Consider the following 16033-nt stretch of genomic DNA (forward strand, 5'->3'; position numbering starts at 1 on the left):
GGCTAGTGCCGCAGGAGCCGTCCCATCGGCCAGTTCCCAAACATCTTCGCGAGTTTGCGAGAAATATGCGGCGCAAGCCGACTGATGCGGAAGCGGCAATGTGGCGGCTGCTCAGGGAGCGTCGGTTGTCTGCCTACAAATTTCGCCGGCAAGTCCCGTTCAAAAACTATATTCTCGATTTCGTCTGCTTCGAGAAGCGCTTCGTGATCGAGATCGACGGAAGCCAGCACGCGGAATCGCAACGCGACGCGACCCGCGCAGCGGCACTAGCATCCGAAGGGTTTCAGACAGCGCGGTACTGGAACAACGATGTGTTACAGCAGCCCGTGGCCGTGCAAGAGGATATCCTTGCAAAGCTTGCCGAGCGGTAAGATACCCCTCACCCGTCGCCTCACTTCGTGAGGCGCCACCCTCTCCCACAAGGGGAGGGTAAAGAGCGTGCCGCAGTTCCAACATGACCCCCTCCCGCATTCATCGCCTGACGCTGACGCATTTTCGCAATTATCGGGCGGCGGGGCTCGAGACGGCGGCTGACATGGTGGCGCTGGTCGGGCCGAACGGGGCGGGCAAGACCAATTGCATCGAGGCGATCTCGTTTCTCTCGCCCGGCCGCGGCTTGCGGCGCGCGACACTGGACGACGTCGCCGACAACCAGGGTGACGGCTCCTGGGCGGTGTCCGCGCAGGTCGAGGGCGCGCTGGGTCTTGCCACGCTCGGCACCGGCATCGACGCACCGCTTCCCGACAGCGCAGTCAGCCGGCGCTGTCGCATCGACCGCGAGCCGGTCAATTCGGCCACGGCTTTCGGCGACCATATCCGCATGGTGTGGCTGACGCCGGCGATGGACGGGCTGTTCATGGGCGCAGGCTCCGAGCGGCGGCGCTTCTTCGACCGCCTGGTGCTCGCCATCGACAGCGAGCATTCCAGCCGCATCTCCGCGCTCGAACGCTCGTTGCGTTCGCGCAACCGCCTGCTCGAGACGCGCAATTACGACGACCATTGGTGTGACGCGATCGAGCGCGAGACGGCAGAGCTCGCGGTGGCGGTCGCGGCAACGCGCGGCCAGACCGCAGCACGGCTGACCGGCATGCTGAATGCGCGCGCGCTGGCCTCGGCGTTTCCGTCGGCGCAGATCGCGCTCGACGGCTGGATGGAGAATGCGCTGCTCACCGAGACCGCGACGTCGGTCGAGGACCGTTACCGCCAGATCCTGCGCGACAACCGCCCGCGCGACGCCATCGCCGGCCGCACCACCGACGGCCCGCATCTCACCGACCTTCAGGTCATCTATGCGCCGAAAAGCATGCCGGCGCGCGATGCTTCGACCGGCGAGCAGAAGGCGCTGCTGATTGGCCTCGTGCTGGCGCATGCGAGCCTGGTCGCCGAAATGACCGGCATCGTGCCGCTGCTGCTGCTCGACGAGGTCGTCGCGCATCTCGATCCGAGCCGGCGCGCGGCGCTGTTCGAGGAGCTGCACAAGCTCGGCGCGCAAGTGTGGCTGACCGGCGCGGACCCGGCCGCCTTCGCCGAGATCGGCGCCGGGAGCGAAGTCTTTGACGTCGAGAGCGGGCGGGTCTCCGCCCGGCGTTAGCTCGGTAGGCGCCTTCGTATCCGGAAAAATGCGGCCTCCGGTCAGCCCGAAATGAGCCCTCGAATCGCGCTTTTTGCGTCCCCCAAAATCGGCCTCCGAACGCCTTGAAAACTGGCAAAAAATCCCTATTTCATCAAAGGGTTGCCGGGGGATACTTTGCGCTAGGCGCAAGCTGTCTTTCGTGGCACAAATGGCCTGCAAATCGGCGCCTTTTGCGCAGCTGATTCGGGCGACATCTCGAAGGCCTCTCATGACAGAACCTGCTCGGCAGCCTGCTGCCGAAAACGAGCCCTCCAACGCGAGCGAATACGGTGCGGAATCGATCCGCGTGCTCAAGGGTCTCGATGCTGTCCGCAAGCGTCCGGGCATGTATATCGGCGACACCGACGACGGCTCCGGCCTGCACCACATGGTGTACGAGGTCGTCGACAACGCGATCGACGAAGCGCTCGCGGGCCACGCCACACGCGTCGACGTCGTGCTCAACGCCGACACGTCCGTCACCGTGCGCGACGACGGCCGCGGCATTCCGGTCGACATCCACAAGGGCGAAGGCATCTCGGCGGCCGAGGTCATCATGACCCAGCTCCACGCCGGCGGAAAGTTCGACCAGAATTCCTACAAGGTCTCCGGTGGCCTGCACGGCGTCGGCGTCTCCGTGGTGAACGCGCTGTCCAGCAAGCTCGTGCTGCGCATCTGGCGCGACAACAAGGAGCACACCATCGAGTTCGCCCATGGCGATGCCGTTGCACCGCTTAAGGTCGTCGGCGACGCGCCGGGCCGGCGCGGTACCGAGGTGACGTTCCAGGCCTCGACCGAGACCTTCAAGAACATCGAATACGATTTCGCGACGCTCGAGCACCGGCTGCGCGAGCTCGCTTTCCTCAATTCCGGCGTCAACATCGCCCTCTCCGACATGCGCCACGCGGTCGAGAAGCGCGAGGAGATGCACTATTCCGGCGGCGTCGAGGAATTCGTCAAATATCTCGATCGCAACAAGAAGGCGATCGTGCCGGCGCCGATCATGGTGCGCGCCGAAGCCAACGGCATCGGAGTCGAGGCCGCGTTGTGGTGGAACGACAGCTACCACGAGAACGTGCTGTGCTTCACCAACAACATCCCGCAGCGCGACGGCGGCACCCATCTCGCCGGTTTCCGCGGCGCGCTGACGCGCCAGGTCAACGGCTATGCCGAGGCCAATGCGAAGAAGGAAAAGATCGCGCTGACCGGTGACGACTGCCGCGAAGGCTTGACGGCCGTGCTGTCGGTGAAGGTGCCCGATCCAAAATTTTCGTCGCAGACCAAGGACAAGCTGGTGTCCTCGGAAGTGCGCCCCGTGGTCGAGAACGTCCTCAACGAGGCGCTTCAGGCCTGGTTCGAGGAGCACCCCAGCGAAGCCAAGATGATCGTCGGCAAGGTGATCCAGGCCGCCGCGGCCCGCGAAGCCGCGCGAAAGGCCCGCGAGCTGACGCGCAAGAGCCCGCTTTCGGTCTCCTCGCTGCCCGGCAAGCTCGCCGACTGCCAGGAAAAGGATCCGGCCAAGTCCGAACTCTTCATCGTCGAGGGCGACTCGGCAGGCGGCAGCGCCAAGCAGGGCCGCAACCGCGAATTCCAGGCGGTGCTGCCGCTGCGCGGCAAGATCCTCAACGTGGAGCGCGTCCGCCCCGACAAGATGCTGGGAAGCGAGCAGATCGGCACGCTGATCACCGCGCTCGGCACCGGCATCAGCGACGAATTCTCGATCGAGAAGCTGCGCTATCACAAGATCATCGTGATGACGGACGCCGACGTCGACGGCGCTCACATCCGCACCCTGCTGCTCACCTTTTTCTACCGCCAGATGCGCGATATCATCGACGGCGGCTATCTCTATATCGCCCAGCCGCCGCTCTATAAGGTCAACCGCGGCAAATCCGAGCAATACCTGAAGGACGAGCGGGCGCTGGAAGATTATCTGATCGATACCGGACTCGACGACTGTATTTATAGTCCCGGCACCGGCGGCGATCGCACCGGCCGCGACCTGCGTTCGCTGGTCGACGACGCCCGCGCCGTCCGCGGCATCCTGCGCAGCCTGCACAGCCGCTACAATCGCAAGGTGATCGAGCAGGCCGCCATCACTGGTGTGCTCAACAAGGCGATCTACGGCGATCCGGAGAAAGCCGCCGCGGCCGCGCAATACATCGCCGCCCGCCTCGACACGCTCGCCGACGAGGTCGAGCGCGGCTGGATTGGTCAATACGTGGAAGGCCACGGTTTCCAGTTCGAGCGCACGGTGCGCGGCGTCAAGGAAGCCGCCGTCATCGACGACGCCTTCCTGGGCTCGGTCGAAGCCCGCAAGCTCGACGAATACACCGTGAAGCTCCAGGACGTTTATGTCCGCCCCGGCAAGCTGCGGCGCAAGGATGTCGAGCACATGGTGTACGGCCCGGTCGATCTGTTCGAAGCCGTCACCGACGCCGGCCGCAAGGGCGTCACGCTGCAACGCTACAAAGGTCTGGGCGAGATGAACCCGGAACAGCTCTGGGAGACGACGCTCAACATCGACGCACGCTCGCTGCTCCAGGTGAAGGTCAAGGAGGTCGACGAGGCCGACGACATCTTCACCAAGCTGATGGGCGACGTGGTCGAGCCGCGCCGCGACTTCATCCAGGAACATTCGCTGAGCGCGACGATCGATATCTAGCCCCGACCTCGCTGCACCTCTCCCGCTTGCGCGAGAGGTCGGCGCGCGACGGGAAGCATCGTCCCGAGCGCGGCGGGTGAGGGCTTTCTCCTCACGGGGATATTCTCCGTAGATTTCGACAATCCCACCGCGGAGGCACCCCTCCCCAGCCCTCCCCCGCAAGCGGGAGAGGGAGCGCACCTCCTTCGTGGTAGTCATCAAGCCCGAATTGCTCCCGCGCCCAATTCTCTGTAGTTTCCGCCTCGAAAAACAGCCCGCCCCACCCAGCAGGACAGCGAGAACCCCGTGGCGCCCATCCAGTACATCGTCGAGGGCGGTCACCGGCTCTCGGGCTCGATCGAGCCGTCCGGCAACAAGAATTCGGCGCTGCCGATCATCGCAGCCGCCCTGCTCACCGCGCATCCGGTGACGCTGGAGAACGTGCCGCGGATCCGCGACACCGAGACGCTGGTCGAACTGATCCGCTCGGTCGGCGCGTCGGCCGAGTGGACTGCGCGCAATACGCTTCATATCCACGCCAAGACCATCCGCGCCGCTGATCTCGACCCGGAGCTGTGCGTCCGCATCCGCGCCTCGATCCTGCTCGCAGGCCCCCTGCTCGCCCGCTGCGGCGAAGTGATGCTGCCGCCGCCCGGCGGCGACGTCATCGGCCGCCGCCGTCTGGACACGCATGTGCTCGCGCTCGAACAACTCGGCGCCAAGGTCACTGCGACCGACCGGCTCGAATTCCGCGCGGCAAGGCTCGCCGGTGCCGACGTGTTTCTTGACGAGCCCAGCGTCACCGCGACCGAGAACGCGCTGGTCGCGGCGGTCGCCGCCGACGGCGTCACCCATCTGCGCAACGCGGCCTCCGAGCCGCATGTGCAGGACCTCGCCAACTTCCTGGTCGCGCTCGGTGCGAAGATCGAGGGCATCGGCACCAACACCATGATCGTGCATGGGCCGGCAACGCTGGGCGCTGCGACCTACAGGATCCAGCCCGACCATATCGAGGTCGGCTCACTGATCGGCCTTGCCGCCGTGACGCGTTCCCAGCTTCGCATCGTGCGCGCCGGGGTCGAGCATCTGCGCTCGATCCGCATGGGATTCGAGCGGCTCGGCATCGTCTGCCGCGTCGAGGGCGACGATCTCATCGTGCCCTCGAACCAGACGTTGAAGATCCAGGACGATTTTGGCGGCCACGTGCCGAAGCTGGAAGACCAGCCCTGGCCCGCCTTCCCGGCCGATCTGATGTCGATCGCGATCGTCACCGCCACGCAATGCGAGGGCGTGATCCTGATGTTCGAGAAGATGTTCGAATCGCGGATGTTCTTCGTCGACAAGCTGATCGCCATGGGCGCCCGCATCGTGCTGTGCGACCCGCACCGGGCTATCATTGCTGGGCCAAGCCGGCTGCGCGGGGCATCGATGATCTCGCCCGATATCCGCGCCGGCATGGCCATGCTGCTGGCGGCAGTCTGCGCTGAGGGGACCTCCACGATCAACAACGCCGACCAGATCGAGCGCGGCTACGAGCGCATCGACGAACGGCTGAACGCGCTGGGGGCGAAGATCAAGCGGGTGCCGGAACGGAACGGCTGAGGCAATTTCCCTTCTCCCCCTGTGGGAGAAGGTGGCGCGAAGCGCCGGATGAGGGGTCCTCTCCGAGTGCTCGAAAGAGAGTGATTCGCCGAAAGAAACCCCTCACCCGTCTCGCCGCTACGCGGCGAGCCACCCTCTCCCACAAGGGGCTAAGGCGTGCACACATCTTTCGGCCGTTGGTCAGCATCAATAGAAAGCGCAAGTCTTTTCAATGATAGCTGACCGACCGCTCTTTGGGCGGTTCCGAAACCCGGGGTCATCTAAGTCCCTGTATTAGATTCCGTTTTTGAGATGTGTGCATGCCTTAGCCCACAAGGGGAGAGGGAGAGGCACCGGGCCATGTTTTCGACGTGTGGCTGTGCTATTGCAACCGCCATGCTCGACACCGTCCAGCCTCGTCCGCAGCCGCAAGCCGGCGTGCCGCAAAACCATCTCGCCGAAGAGTTCGTCGAGACGCTGCGGCTGGCCGTGCCGATGATGCTGACGCAGCTCGGGCAGATCGCGATGATCACGACCGATCTCGCGCTGATCGGGAGGCTCGGCGAGGATGCAGTCGCGGCGGCGGCGCTGGCGCATACGGTCTATTTCGTCAGCTTCACCTTCGGGCTCGGATTGATGTCCGCAGTGTCGCCGCTGGCCGCACAGGCGTTTGGCGCCGGCGACATCAGGCGCATCCGCGGCTCCTTGCGCGTCGGGTTGTGGGTCGCACTGCTGATCTCGCTGCCGATGATGGCCTCGCCGCTCTATGGCGAGCACATCCTGGTTGCGCTCGGCCAGGCGCCGCATTCGGCTGGCCTCGCCCAGCGCTATCTGAACGGGCTGGCCTGGGGCATCGCGCCGGCGCTCGGCTTCATCGCGCTGCGCAGCATGATGAGTGCGGTGAACCGGCCGCAGGCGCCGCTATGGATTACGCTCGCGGCGATCCCCGTCAACGCCGCGCTGGTCTATGCCCTCATCCATGGCCGGTTCGGCCTGCCCGAGCTCGGCCTGTTCGGCGCGGGGCTTGCGACCACGCTGGTCAATCTCGGCACCTTCGTCGCGGCGCTCGCCATCGCGGGGCTGCGCAAGCCGTTCGCAGACTATCAACCGCTCGCCCATCTCTGGCGGATCGACTGGCCGCTGATGCGCCAGCTCATCGCGATCGGCGCGCCGATCTCGTTCTCGCTGCTGATGGAATATGGCCTGTTCTCCTCGGCCGCGCTGCTGATGGGGCTGATCTCGACCACAGCGCTCGCGGCGCATCAGATCGCGCTGCAAGTCACCGCTGTGCTGTTCATGGTCCCGCTCGGCATCGGCATGGCGGCGACGGTGCGGGTTGGCCACGCCTTCGGCCGCGGCGAGCCGCTCGCGGTGAGGCGCGCGGGGCTGGTCGCGGCGCTGCTCGGGGTCGCATTCGTCTCGGCCCTGACCGTCGCCATCATCCTCGGCCGCTATGAGCTGGGACGGCTGTTCTTCGGCAACGACGAGGCCAGCGCGGCGACGATCGAGCTGACAGCGACGCTGCTGCTGGTCGGTGCGACCTTCTTCATCGCCGATGCGCTCCAGACCATCATGGGCGGCGCGTTGCGCGGTATCAATGATACCAGGATGACGCTGGTGTTCGCGGCGATCGGCTATTGGTGCGTCGGCTTCCCCATCGCCTGGTGGCTTGCCTTCCACGCCGATTTCGGCGCCGTCGGTGTCTGGATCGGACTGTCGATCGGATCGTTCGTCTATGCCGGGCTGCTGATCTTGCGCTTCCGGATGCTGACGCGCAGACTCGCGGGATGACCGGAATAGTTCGCGAAGTCACACCCGAGGTCGACACCGGTGACGTGCTGGCGGGCGCGCAGTTCGTCGACGCGTTTCGCGTGGGGATCGGCGCGACAGCGGTGAATGCGCGCGAGGCCTGCACCCGGATGGTGCTGCACGGGCCGCGCTGGATCGATGTGCTGCTGCGCCTGCGCAACATTCTGGTGACGCCGTTCGGTCTGAAGACCTCGGGCGAAGGCGCGCCGGCGCCGGGCGGCCTGATCGGCCTGTTTCCGGTGCTCAGCGAAACGCCGGAGCGGCTGGTCGCGGGCTTCGACGATTTTCATCTCGACTTTCGCCTCGTGGTCGATCTGGAAGGCGATGCCGCGAGCCGCCAGGTGACCTCGACCACGCTGGTGCGGACGCATAATCTGCTGGGACGGACCTATCTCGCCCTCATCATGCCGTTCCACAAGCTAGTCGTCCGCAGCATGATGGGGCGCATCGCGGAGCCGGCCCGATGACCCTGTCCGTCGACATCTTCAGGTTCATCAGGCGACCCCGCCGTTCGAGACGGGCACTAGCTTTTTTGCGTGGGATGATCAGCCCACCGGTCCCGGGGTCCAATTGTCCCCTGCAAGCGGACTAACCCTTACATCATCAATGACTCCGAGCTTCAGGCTTGGATCGAAATGGCGCATCGTCCGCTCGTTGAGGTCAATGATGCGGCCAGGCCTTAGTGGCCCCACGTCATTTATCTTGACGATGACCTTCTTCCCTACGGCCTCGACGAGGGCATATTTCGGCCTCGCGCCAAATTGAACCCCACCAAATTTCCGACGCAAACGCGTCTTGATGGCAGCCGTCCAGGCAGAGGGATCATAACGCTCGCCGGAGGCTGTGCTCGGACCACCCTCCTCCTTGCCCGGCTTGAATGGATTGTACGTGGATGCTGCGCCGAGGATCGCATCTCCAGAGGCGGCATCGGCGACGGCACTTGAGTGAACTCCACGGGTTTCACTTTGAGCGACGGTAACGGAAACGGCAAGCGCAACCAGGGCGCCGCAAATTGCGGCGCTCGAGCGAAATAGCATCATAAGTCCTGTGATTTTTTAGTCCTGTGATTTTTTGATCGTCCGGTTCCCGATGCCGCAACATGGACAAGCGAACGCGGGAGCGTTCAGGAAACTTGCGCCAATCTTTTGCGGCTTCGAGCCAACCCTGGCTACGGAACCGTCGTGGGAACCAGAGTGATCCTCACGCAGCGTTTTAGTTCTCACCGACTAAGACGGAGATTGCGTCAGCAACATGACTTGACGGACCCTGGCGTGAGTGGCGCGTGCGACGTCAGCCAAGGGTTCACAAGCCGCCGATCACGGCCAAGCCGGGCGACGTCCGCATTGCTGTCGGAAGCCGACGCATACGAAGACACACTCGAACTCACTCCGCCACGCGCGCCGACTTGTCGGTCGAGACCTCCGACCACTCGCCGACGACGCGATCGAGATCGCAGAGATTCTGGTGCATCTGCTCCAGCGAGAATCCGATCGCGAAGAAGCGCTCGGCGGTGTCGCTCGGCTGGCCGCGGATCAGGCCGTCCTGGCGCACGGCTGCGACTGCCTCGGCATAATGCTGGAGCGCAACGTGGACGGGATGGATCGGCGGCGCGCCGGCGCCCTCGCGCAAGGCCGCGGCGGCGGAGCGAAGGAAGCGCGCGATTACGGTCGAGACTTCCGTCAAGGGAGCCGCAAGCCGCGTCTGCACCTCGACCGGCAGCGGCACCACCGTGGCACGGCCGATCATCACGACGTCATGGCGCAGCCGCAAGACCGTTCGCAGCAAGGGGCCGGTGTCGGGCCCGCTCGACAGCCGCGCGGAGCGCTCGCGCTCGGCCTCAGTGCCGGTGGCGTTGAGACCGACCATCGCGGTGCCGATGCCATCCTGGATCCTGTGCAGCGCGTCGTTGTCGCGGCCGCGCGTGAGCCCCGCGAGCAGTTCTGCGAAGGCATCCGCGATCAGTTCGAGCAGCTTGGCCGCACCGGCGCGGATCTGCCGCGCCGCGCGCGACGGCAGCACCAGGAACGAGACCAGCAGCCCGGTGATCGCGCCAACCGCGACTTCGCTGACGCGGTCGATCGCCGACGTCATGGGATCGGAATGGTGCATGGTTGGAACCAGCAGCACGATCACGGCCGTCACCGTGGCGGCGCTCAGACTCGGATTGATCGCGGCGATGAAGGCGAGCGGGGCGACCGAGAGCACCAGCAAACCCAACAGCACCGCCTCGCTGGAATAGGGGATCAGGATTGCGATCGCGCCGCCATAGATGGCGCCGCCGATGGTGCCGAGCATGTAGTCGCGCGTCGCCTTCAGCGAGCGCCCGACGCTCATCTGGGTCACGATCAGCGAGGTCAGGACCGCCCAGAGCGGCAGCAACAGATGCAGCGCAGTGGCGATCGCATAGGCCGCGGTCGCGGCCACCGTGACCCGGATCGCCAGCCCCAATTGCGTCCGCCGCGACCGGATCCGGTCGAACAGCTCTTTTGCGAATGCCATTGTCGAATGTCCCGGTCCGATCCTCGTAAAGCCAGGCAAAAGCATAGCTGATGCCCGCGACCCCAGGGCCGCTTGAAAGGCCAAATCAGCCCGCCTAACTTGCGCGCCAAAACGAGGAAACACGATGGCCCACGAAACCGCAACGCTCGCCGCCTACGTCTTCAATCTGAAGTACCAGGATATTCCGGCGGAAGTGCTGGATCGCGCAAAGGTGCTGACGCTGGACTTCCTCGGCAGTGCCATTCGGGCTCGCAGGGAGGCGGAATCGACCCCGTCGATCCTGAAGATGCTGGAGGCGCTCGCGCTCGATACCAAGGGCGAGTCCACCGTGTTCGGCGACACCAAGACCTGGACCCCGGCGGTCGCCGCCCTCCTCAACGGTGCGCTCGGCCACTCCCTCGACTTTGACGATACCCATGCCGATTCCTCACTGCATCCAAGCGCGCCGGTGGTACCGGCCGCGTTCGCAGTCGGCGAGATGGTCGGTGCGTCGGGGCGCGACGTGCTGACCGCGATCGTCGCGGGCTATGAGGTTTGCTGCCGGCTCGGCAACGCGCTCGACCCGACTTCGCATTATGCGCGCGGCTTCCATCCGACGGCGACCGCCGGCACCTATGGTGCGGCCGCCGCCGCTGGCAAGCTGTTCGGCCTGTCCGAGCAGCAGATCATCGCCGCCTTCGGCGTCTCCGGCAGCCAGGCCGCCGGCTCGCTGCAATTTCTGGTCAACGGTGCCTGGAATAAGCGCTATCAGGTCGGCGCCGCCGCAATGAATGGCGTGATCGCTGCCACGCTGGCGCGCAACGACTTCGTCGGCGCGACGGAGTCGGTCGAGGGCAAGCACGGCCTGCTCGCCGGCTACACCGACGACGCGCATCCCGACAAGGCAGTCGCCGGGCTCGGCAAGAGCTACGAGACGATGAAGATCGGCGTGAAGCCGTATCCGAGCTGCCGCTACACCCATGCGGCGATCGACGCGCTGATCGCGATGCGGCGCGAGCACAATCTGACGCCCGACCAGGTCAAGCGCGTCGAGATCGGCCTGCATCGCAACGGCATCACGCTCACGGGCGATGCCGCAACCAAGCGCCATCCCACGTCGATCGTCGGCGGCCAGTTCTCGATGTTCTTCACCGGCGCGCTCGCGCTCGACCAGGGCAGCTTCGGCTGGGACGACTACAGCCGGCTCGGCGATGCCGCGATCGACGCGCTCGCCGACAAGTTCGACGTCGTGCAGGACGATCGCCTCGAGATCGGCCGCACCCACCCATTCGGGGCGCGCGTCAGCATCACGACGGACGATGGTGTGCACGAGCGGCTCTACGCGGATCCCTCGGGCGAGCCGACCTCCTTCCCCGACGCGCAGGCGATGCAGCAGAAGTTTTTGACCTTGGCGCGGCCGGTGCTGAACGCGCGCGCGGAAAAGTTTGCCGATGCGATCATGGCGCTGGAGCGGTTCGACCGCGTGGCGAACGCGACGGAGCTGGGGCGGCAGTAGGTTTGAGCTAGCGCCGCGCGCTAGGGGACGAGCGGCGCGACGCGGCGGTCAAATCCTGATACGATTGTCGCAGCAGAAGGAGTCCACCATGAGCTGGCAACCCTCGAACGATCCCGTGCTTGGCGATCCCATGTCCTGCGATGCGCTCGACCTCGTCATCGTGCCGCGCACCCGCGATCTCGGCGACGGATTCGCGGTGCGCCGCGCGTTGCCGCATGGTAAGCGGCAGATGGTCGGCCCCTTCATCTTCTTCGACCATTTCGGACCGGTGCAGTTCATTTCCGGAAAGGGCATGGACGTGCGGCCGCATCCGCATATCGGCCTTGCCACCGTCACCTATCTGTTCGACGGCGCGATCATGCATCGCGACAGCGAGGGCAACGTCCAGGAAATCGCGCCCGGCGCGATGAATTTGATGACGGCCGGGCGCGGCATCGCGCATTCTGAACGCACGCCGGATGCGCAGCGCGCCTCGGGACAACAGATGCTCGGCCTGCAAAGCTGGATCGCGCTGCCGGCCGGATCGGAGGAGATCGCGCCGTCGTTCCAGCATTACGGCGCGGGCGATTTGCCGATGATCTCGGAACGCGATTTTACTGCGCGGGTGATCGCGGGCTCGTCGTTCGGCATCACCTCGCCGGTTACGATGGTGTCGCCCTGGCTCTATACCGAAATCAACGCCATCGCCGGCGCGAGCGTGCCGCTCGACCCTGATCACGAGGAGCGCGCGATCTACATCGTCGACGGCGAGGTCGAGATCGCGGGCGAGCGCTACGAAGGGCCGCGGCTTCTGATCTTCCGCCCCGGCGACCGCATCACCGTGAAGGCGCTGAAGGCGACGCGGATGATGTTTCTCGGCGGCGATGCGCTGGAGGGGCCGCGCCACATCTGGTGGAATTTCGTCTCCTCCAGCAAGGAGCGGATCGAGCAAGCCAAGCAGGACTGGAAAACCGGCCGCTTCGCCGCGGTTCCGCAGGAACATGAGTTCATTCCGCTGCCGGAATAGGCTAATCCGGTGTCCGGCCGTGCCATCAGGCATGGCTGGATTTCCTGCGCGAAGGCCCTGCCTCTGAAAGTTTTGCCGATGACCGCCATGCTCTCCAGCGACCTGCCGCTCCCCAAGATCGGACGCGGCAAGGTGCGCGATATCTACGCCGTCGATGACGACCGCCTGCTGCTCGTCACCACCGACCGCATCAGCGCCTTCGACGTCGTGATGGGCGAGACCATCCCGATGAAGGGCGCGGTGCTGACGCAAGTGAGCGCGTTCTGGTTCAACGAGCTCGAAGGCGTGGTGCCGCATCACATGATCAGCGCCGACACCGACGAGATCATCGCCGCCGTGCCGGCCTTGAAGCCGCATCGCGCCGAGATCCTCGGCCGTGCCATGCTGTCGTACCGCACCACCGTATTCCCGATCGAATGCGTGATCCGCGGCTATCTCTCGGGATCGGCCTGGAAGGAATATGCGGCAAGCGGCACGCTCGCCGGCGAAAAGCTGAAGGCCGGCCTCGTCGAGAGCGAGAAGCTGGAGCCTTCGATCTTCAGTCCGGCGACCAAGGCCGAGACCGGCCACGACGAGAACATCACGATCGCACGGATGCGCGAGGTCGTCGGCGACGAGACCGCCTACACGCTCGAGAGCATGACGCGCGCGGTCTACACGCTCGGCGAGGAGCTCGCCCGCGAGCAGGGCATCATCATCGCCGACACCAAGTTCGAATTCGGACGCGACAAGGACGGCCGCATCATCCTGATCGACGAAGTCATGACGCCGGACTCCTCGCGGTTCTGGGCTGTCGATGCCTATAAGCCCGGCCAGCCGCAGGCGAGTTTTGACAAGCAGCCTTTGCGCGATTATCTCGATGTCGAACGCCGCGCCGGCCGCTGGAACGGCGACGCGCCGCCGCCGCCGTTGCCGGCGAGCGTGGTGGAGGCGACCAGCAAAAGGTATCTGGAAGCGTATCGGCGGGTGACGGGGAGTGAGCTGAAGATCTAGCCCGACTGTTTCGTCTCGCTCCGGACGCCGAGAGCGTGCCCGAAACTGTTGCCGATCTCATAATTGCAAGAACCCTATTGCGCTAACCTCGCACTCGTCTACCTGTCGGTCGGGAATTCTCAAGAGCGAGTGTCGGGGCGTGACAGATCCAGCAATTGGCCTAGATCCGGTCACACGACTCAATCCGTCCATCAAGCGTGCGCTGAACGATATACTGGGCGGAAGCGCCGCCAGCGTCCTGACCGTCACCTTCGGGCTTTCCTATGCGCTGCTGATCTTCACCGGCCCGCTGTCGCCGTATCTGTCCTACGGAATCGCGGCGACTTTCATCAGCTCCGCGGTGCTCGCTGCCGTCATTGGGATGGGAAGCTCACTGCCCTTCGCGGTCGCCGCTCCTGACAGCTCGATCGCCGCCGTGACCGGAATTCTGGCGGCCTCGCTGGTTGAGCGCATCCAAGCGGCCAATCTGTCGGCACCGCTGCTCTCGCCGGTCCTGATCACGCTCGGCCTGTCGACCGTGCTCACCGGAATCGTGCTGTGCGGATTGGGACTGACGCGGATGGGCCGCGCCATCCGTTACGTGCCTTATCCGGTGATCGGCGGCTTCCTGGGGGCCACCGGGCTTCTGATCGTCATGGGTGCGATCCGGGTGATCACCGATCATCCCGTGCAGTTTGCCACGTTGTTGCGCTTCACCAACGGCGTCACGCTTTCGGAGCTGGGCGCCGCCTGCGCCATGGCGCTGGTGCTGTATCTGGCCTGGCACCGCTCGCGCAGCCCGTTCGGATTGCCGATCATTCTGGTCGGCGGCATGCTCACGGCACATCTGGCGTTCTGGATCACTGGGATTTCGGCGGAGGAGGCGCGCGCCCTCGGCTGGACCTTCCAGCCCCCGCCGCCGGCGACATTCATGCTGCCCTGGCACACCGACGATCTCGCCAATTATCCCTGGTCCGCGGTGCCGGACCTGCTCGGCAACGTCGTCGCCGTCATCTTCGTCGCAGCCTCCAGCACGCTGTTCAACACCACCGGGATCGAAGTCGCCGTGCATCGCGAGGCTAATCTGGAGCGCGAGCTGAACGTCACCGGTGCCGCCAACATCCTGACCGGCGCGCTCACCGGCTATGCCGGCTGCGTTTCGGTCAGCCGTTCGATCCTGAATTTCAGCAGCGGCGGCCGCGGACGCCTGTCCGGTCTCACCGTCGCAGCCATGTCGCTGCTGATGCTCGCCGTCGCGCCGGAGTTGCTCGGCTTCATGCCGAAATTCGTGCTCGGCGGTCTGCTGCTCTATCTCGGCGCCGATCAGCTGCACAAATGGCTGATCGAGTCGCGCAAGCGACTCTCGAAGCTCGAATATCTCTCGCTGCTCGCCATCATCGCGATCATCGTCGCCTGGGGTTTTGTGCCGGGCATCCTGATCGGCGTCGTCATCGGCTGCGCAACCTTCGCGTTCAGCGCGGCGCGGGTCGAATCGATCAAGTACAGTTTTGACGGCTCCGAATATCGCTCTTCGCTCGATCGCTCGCGGGACGACCAGAAGGTGCTACTGGCCCATGGCGGCAAGATCCGAGGCCTCAACCTCCAGAGCTATTTGTTCTTCGGCTCCGCCAACCGGCTCTACCAGCATGTCAAGCAGCTGCTCCAGGAGCGCCCCGAGTGCCGCTATCTGCTGTTCGACTTCAAGCTCGTCACCGGCGTCGACTCCTCGGCCGCCTACAGTTTCGCCCAGATCAAGCGCAGCGCGCATGACTTGGGCGTCGAGCTGATCCTGGTGCATCTGTCGGCCACGGCCGAGAAGGTGCTGCGCTCCAGCGACTTCGTCGGCGAAGGTGTCACCATCGTCCCCGAGCTCGATCACGCGCTGGAATGGTGCGAGAACGAGCTCATCGCGCAACATCAGGAACTGGCGCAGGAGGAGGCGAACTTGCGCGACTGGTTCACAGGGATTCTCGACAGCGAGGACGATGCCGACGAGCTGATCCGCCGCTGCCAGCGTCTCGAGGTCGAGGCCGGCGAGGCCATCGTGCGAGCCGGCGATCCCGCCGATTCCATGCACTTCATCCTGGACGGCCGCGTCGGCATCATGATCCCGGCCGAGGACGACCGCACCACGCGCGTGCGCAGCCTCGGCCGCTACACCACGATCGGCGAGATGGGCCTGGTGTCGCAGACGCCGCGTAGTGCCACGATCCAGGCCGAGGTCGACAGCGTGCTCTACGTGCTGAACACGCACCAGTTCGACGCCATCAGGAACGAGGACCCGGCGCTCAGCCACAAGCTGCTGACCTATTTCGTGTCGGTCATGGCCGAGCGGCTGACATTCGCGAACCGGACGATTGCGGTGCTCAGGCGTTAACAGCTGCGTAGCCCGGATGGAACGCAGCGTAATCCGGG

At 65.1% G+C, this 16033-nt stretch carries 12 protein-coding genes; 10 read left to right on the plus strand and 2 right to left on the minus strand.

Features of this window, described 5'->3' with window-relative positions; translation table 11 throughout:
* Window positions 1-5: 5 nt before the first annotated feature.
* The 6 genes from IVA80_RS03970 (at window position 6) to IVA80_RS03995 (ending at window position 8113) form a co-directional block, all read left to right on the plus strand.
* Window positions 6-371, plus strand: a complete 366-nt coding sequence (locus IVA80_RS03970; protein WP_247425798.1) for a DUF559 domain-containing protein — start codon at window positions 6-8, stop codon at window positions 369-371.
* Window positions 372-454: 83 nt separating this feature from the next.
* Window positions 455-1591 (plus strand): DNA replication/repair protein RecF, encoded by a 1137-nt coding sequence (gene recF, locus IVA80_RS03975; RefSeq protein ID WP_247425799.1) that lies wholly within the window; start codon window positions 455-457, stop codon window positions 1589-1591.
* A gap of 250 nt (window positions 1592-1841) precedes the next feature.
* On the plus strand, window positions 1842-4277 hold the full coding sequence (gyrB, locus tag IVA80_RS03980; RefSeq protein ID WP_247425801.1) for a DNA topoisomerase (ATP-hydrolyzing) subunit B: 2436 nt from the start codon (window positions 1842-1844) through the stop codon (window positions 4275-4277).
* Between the two features lie 285 nt (window positions 4278-4562).
* Complete coding sequence (murA, locus tag IVA80_RS03985) at window positions 4563-5858, plus strand: UDP-N-acetylglucosamine 1-carboxyvinyltransferase (RefSeq protein WP_247425803.1); 1296 nt, start codon at window positions 4563-4565, stop codon at window positions 5856-5858.
* 375 nt (window positions 5859-6233) lie between these two features.
* Window positions 6234-7628, plus strand: coding sequence for an MATE family efflux transporter (locus tag IVA80_RS03990; protein ID WP_247425804.1), 1395 nt, complete (start codon window positions 6234-6236; stop codon window positions 7626-7628).
* Complete coding sequence (locus tag IVA80_RS03995) at window positions 7625-8113, plus strand: DUF2867 domain-containing protein (protein WP_247425807.1); 489 nt, start codon at window positions 7625-7627, stop codon at window positions 8111-8113. Before IVA80_RS03990 ends, IVA80_RS03995 begins: the two co-directional genes overlap by 4 nt.
* 78 nt (window positions 8114-8191) lie before the next feature.
* Here the strand turns inward: IVA80_RS03995 and IVA80_RS04000 are convergent, their stop codons facing one another.
* Both IVA80_RS04000 and IVA80_RS04005 read right to left on the minus strand, forming a co-directional pair.
* Window positions 8192-8686 (minus strand): septal ring lytic transglycosylase RlpA family protein, encoded by a 495-nt coding sequence (locus tag IVA80_RS04000; RefSeq protein ID WP_346347960.1) that lies wholly within the window; start codon window positions 8684-8686, stop codon window positions 8192-8194.
* A 343-nt stretch (window positions 8687-9029) separates the two neighbouring features.
* Window positions 9030-10145: an FUSC family protein gene (locus IVA80_RS04005; RefSeq protein ID WP_247425812.1), complete on the minus strand. Its 1116-nt coding sequence runs from the start codon at window positions 10143-10145 to the stop codon at window positions 9030-9032.
* Between the two features lie 124 nt (window positions 10146-10269).
* Between IVA80_RS04005 and IVA80_RS04010 the strand changes: the two genes are divergently transcribed.
* The 4 genes from IVA80_RS04010 (at window position 10270) to IVA80_RS04025 (ending at window position 15995) form a co-directional block, all read left to right on the plus strand.
* The gene (locus IVA80_RS04010) at window positions 10270-11640 is read left to right on the plus strand and encodes an MmgE/PrpD family protein (protein ID WP_247425814.1); all 1371 of its coding nucleotides are present in this window, start codon (window positions 10270-10272) and stop codon (window positions 11638-11640) included.
* A gap of 88 nt (window positions 11641-11728) precedes the next feature.
* Window positions 11729-12646, plus strand: coding sequence for a pirin family protein (locus IVA80_RS04015; protein WP_247425816.1), 918 nt, complete (start codon window positions 11729-11731; stop codon window positions 12644-12646).
* A 78-nt stretch (window positions 12647-12724) separates the two neighbouring features.
* Entirely contained in the window at window positions 12725-13639 is a 915-nt protein-coding gene (locus IVA80_RS04020) for a phosphoribosylaminoimidazolesuccinocarboxamide synthase (RefSeq protein WP_247425818.1), read from the plus strand.
* Between the two features lie 139 nt (window positions 13640-13778).
* Window positions 13779-15995 (plus strand): SulP family inorganic anion transporter, encoded by a 2217-nt coding sequence (locus IVA80_RS04025; RefSeq protein WP_247425820.1) that lies wholly within the window; start codon window positions 13779-13781, stop codon window positions 15993-15995.
* Window positions 15996-16033 lie beyond the last annotated feature (38 nt).

Source organism: Bradyrhizobium sp. 139 (assembly GCF_023074175.1).
GTDB lineage: Bacteria > Pseudomonadota > Alphaproteobacteria > Rhizobiales > Xanthobacteraceae > Bradyrhizobium.

Coding starts and splice junctions, on each gene's coding strand:
- IVA80_RS03995 (WP_247425807.1), top strand. CDS start 7,625: ATGACCGGAATAGTTCGCGAAGTCACACCCGAGGTCGACACCGGTGAC.
- IVA80_RS04000 (WP_346347960.1), bottom strand. CDS start 8,686: ATGATGCTATTTCGCTCGAGCGCCGCAATTTGCGGCGCCCTGGTTGCG.
- IVA80_RS04005 (WP_247425812.1), bottom strand. CDS start 10,145: ATGGCATTCGCAAAAGAGCTGTTCGACCGGATCCGGTCGCGGCGGACG.
- recF (WP_247425799.1), top strand. CDS start 455: ATGACCCCCTCCCGCATTCATCGCCTGACGCTGACGCATTTTCGCAAT.
- IVA80_RS04010 (WP_247425814.1), top strand. CDS start 10,270: ATGGCCCACGAAACCGCAACGCTCGCCGCCTACGTCTTCAATCTGAAG.
- IVA80_RS04020 (WP_247425818.1), top strand. CDS start 12,725: ATGACCGCCATGCTCTCCAGCGACCTGCCGCTCCCCAAGATCGGACGC.
- gyrB (WP_247425801.1), top strand. CDS start 1,842: ATGACAGAACCTGCTCGGCAGCCTGCTGCCGAAAACGAGCCCTCCAAC.
- IVA80_RS04015 (WP_247425816.1), top strand. CDS start 11,729: ATGAGCTGGCAACCCTCGAACGATCCCGTGCTTGGCGATCCCATGTCC.
- IVA80_RS03990 (WP_247425804.1), top strand. CDS start 6,234: ATGCTCGACACCGTCCAGCCTCGTCCGCAGCCGCAAGCCGGCGTGCCG.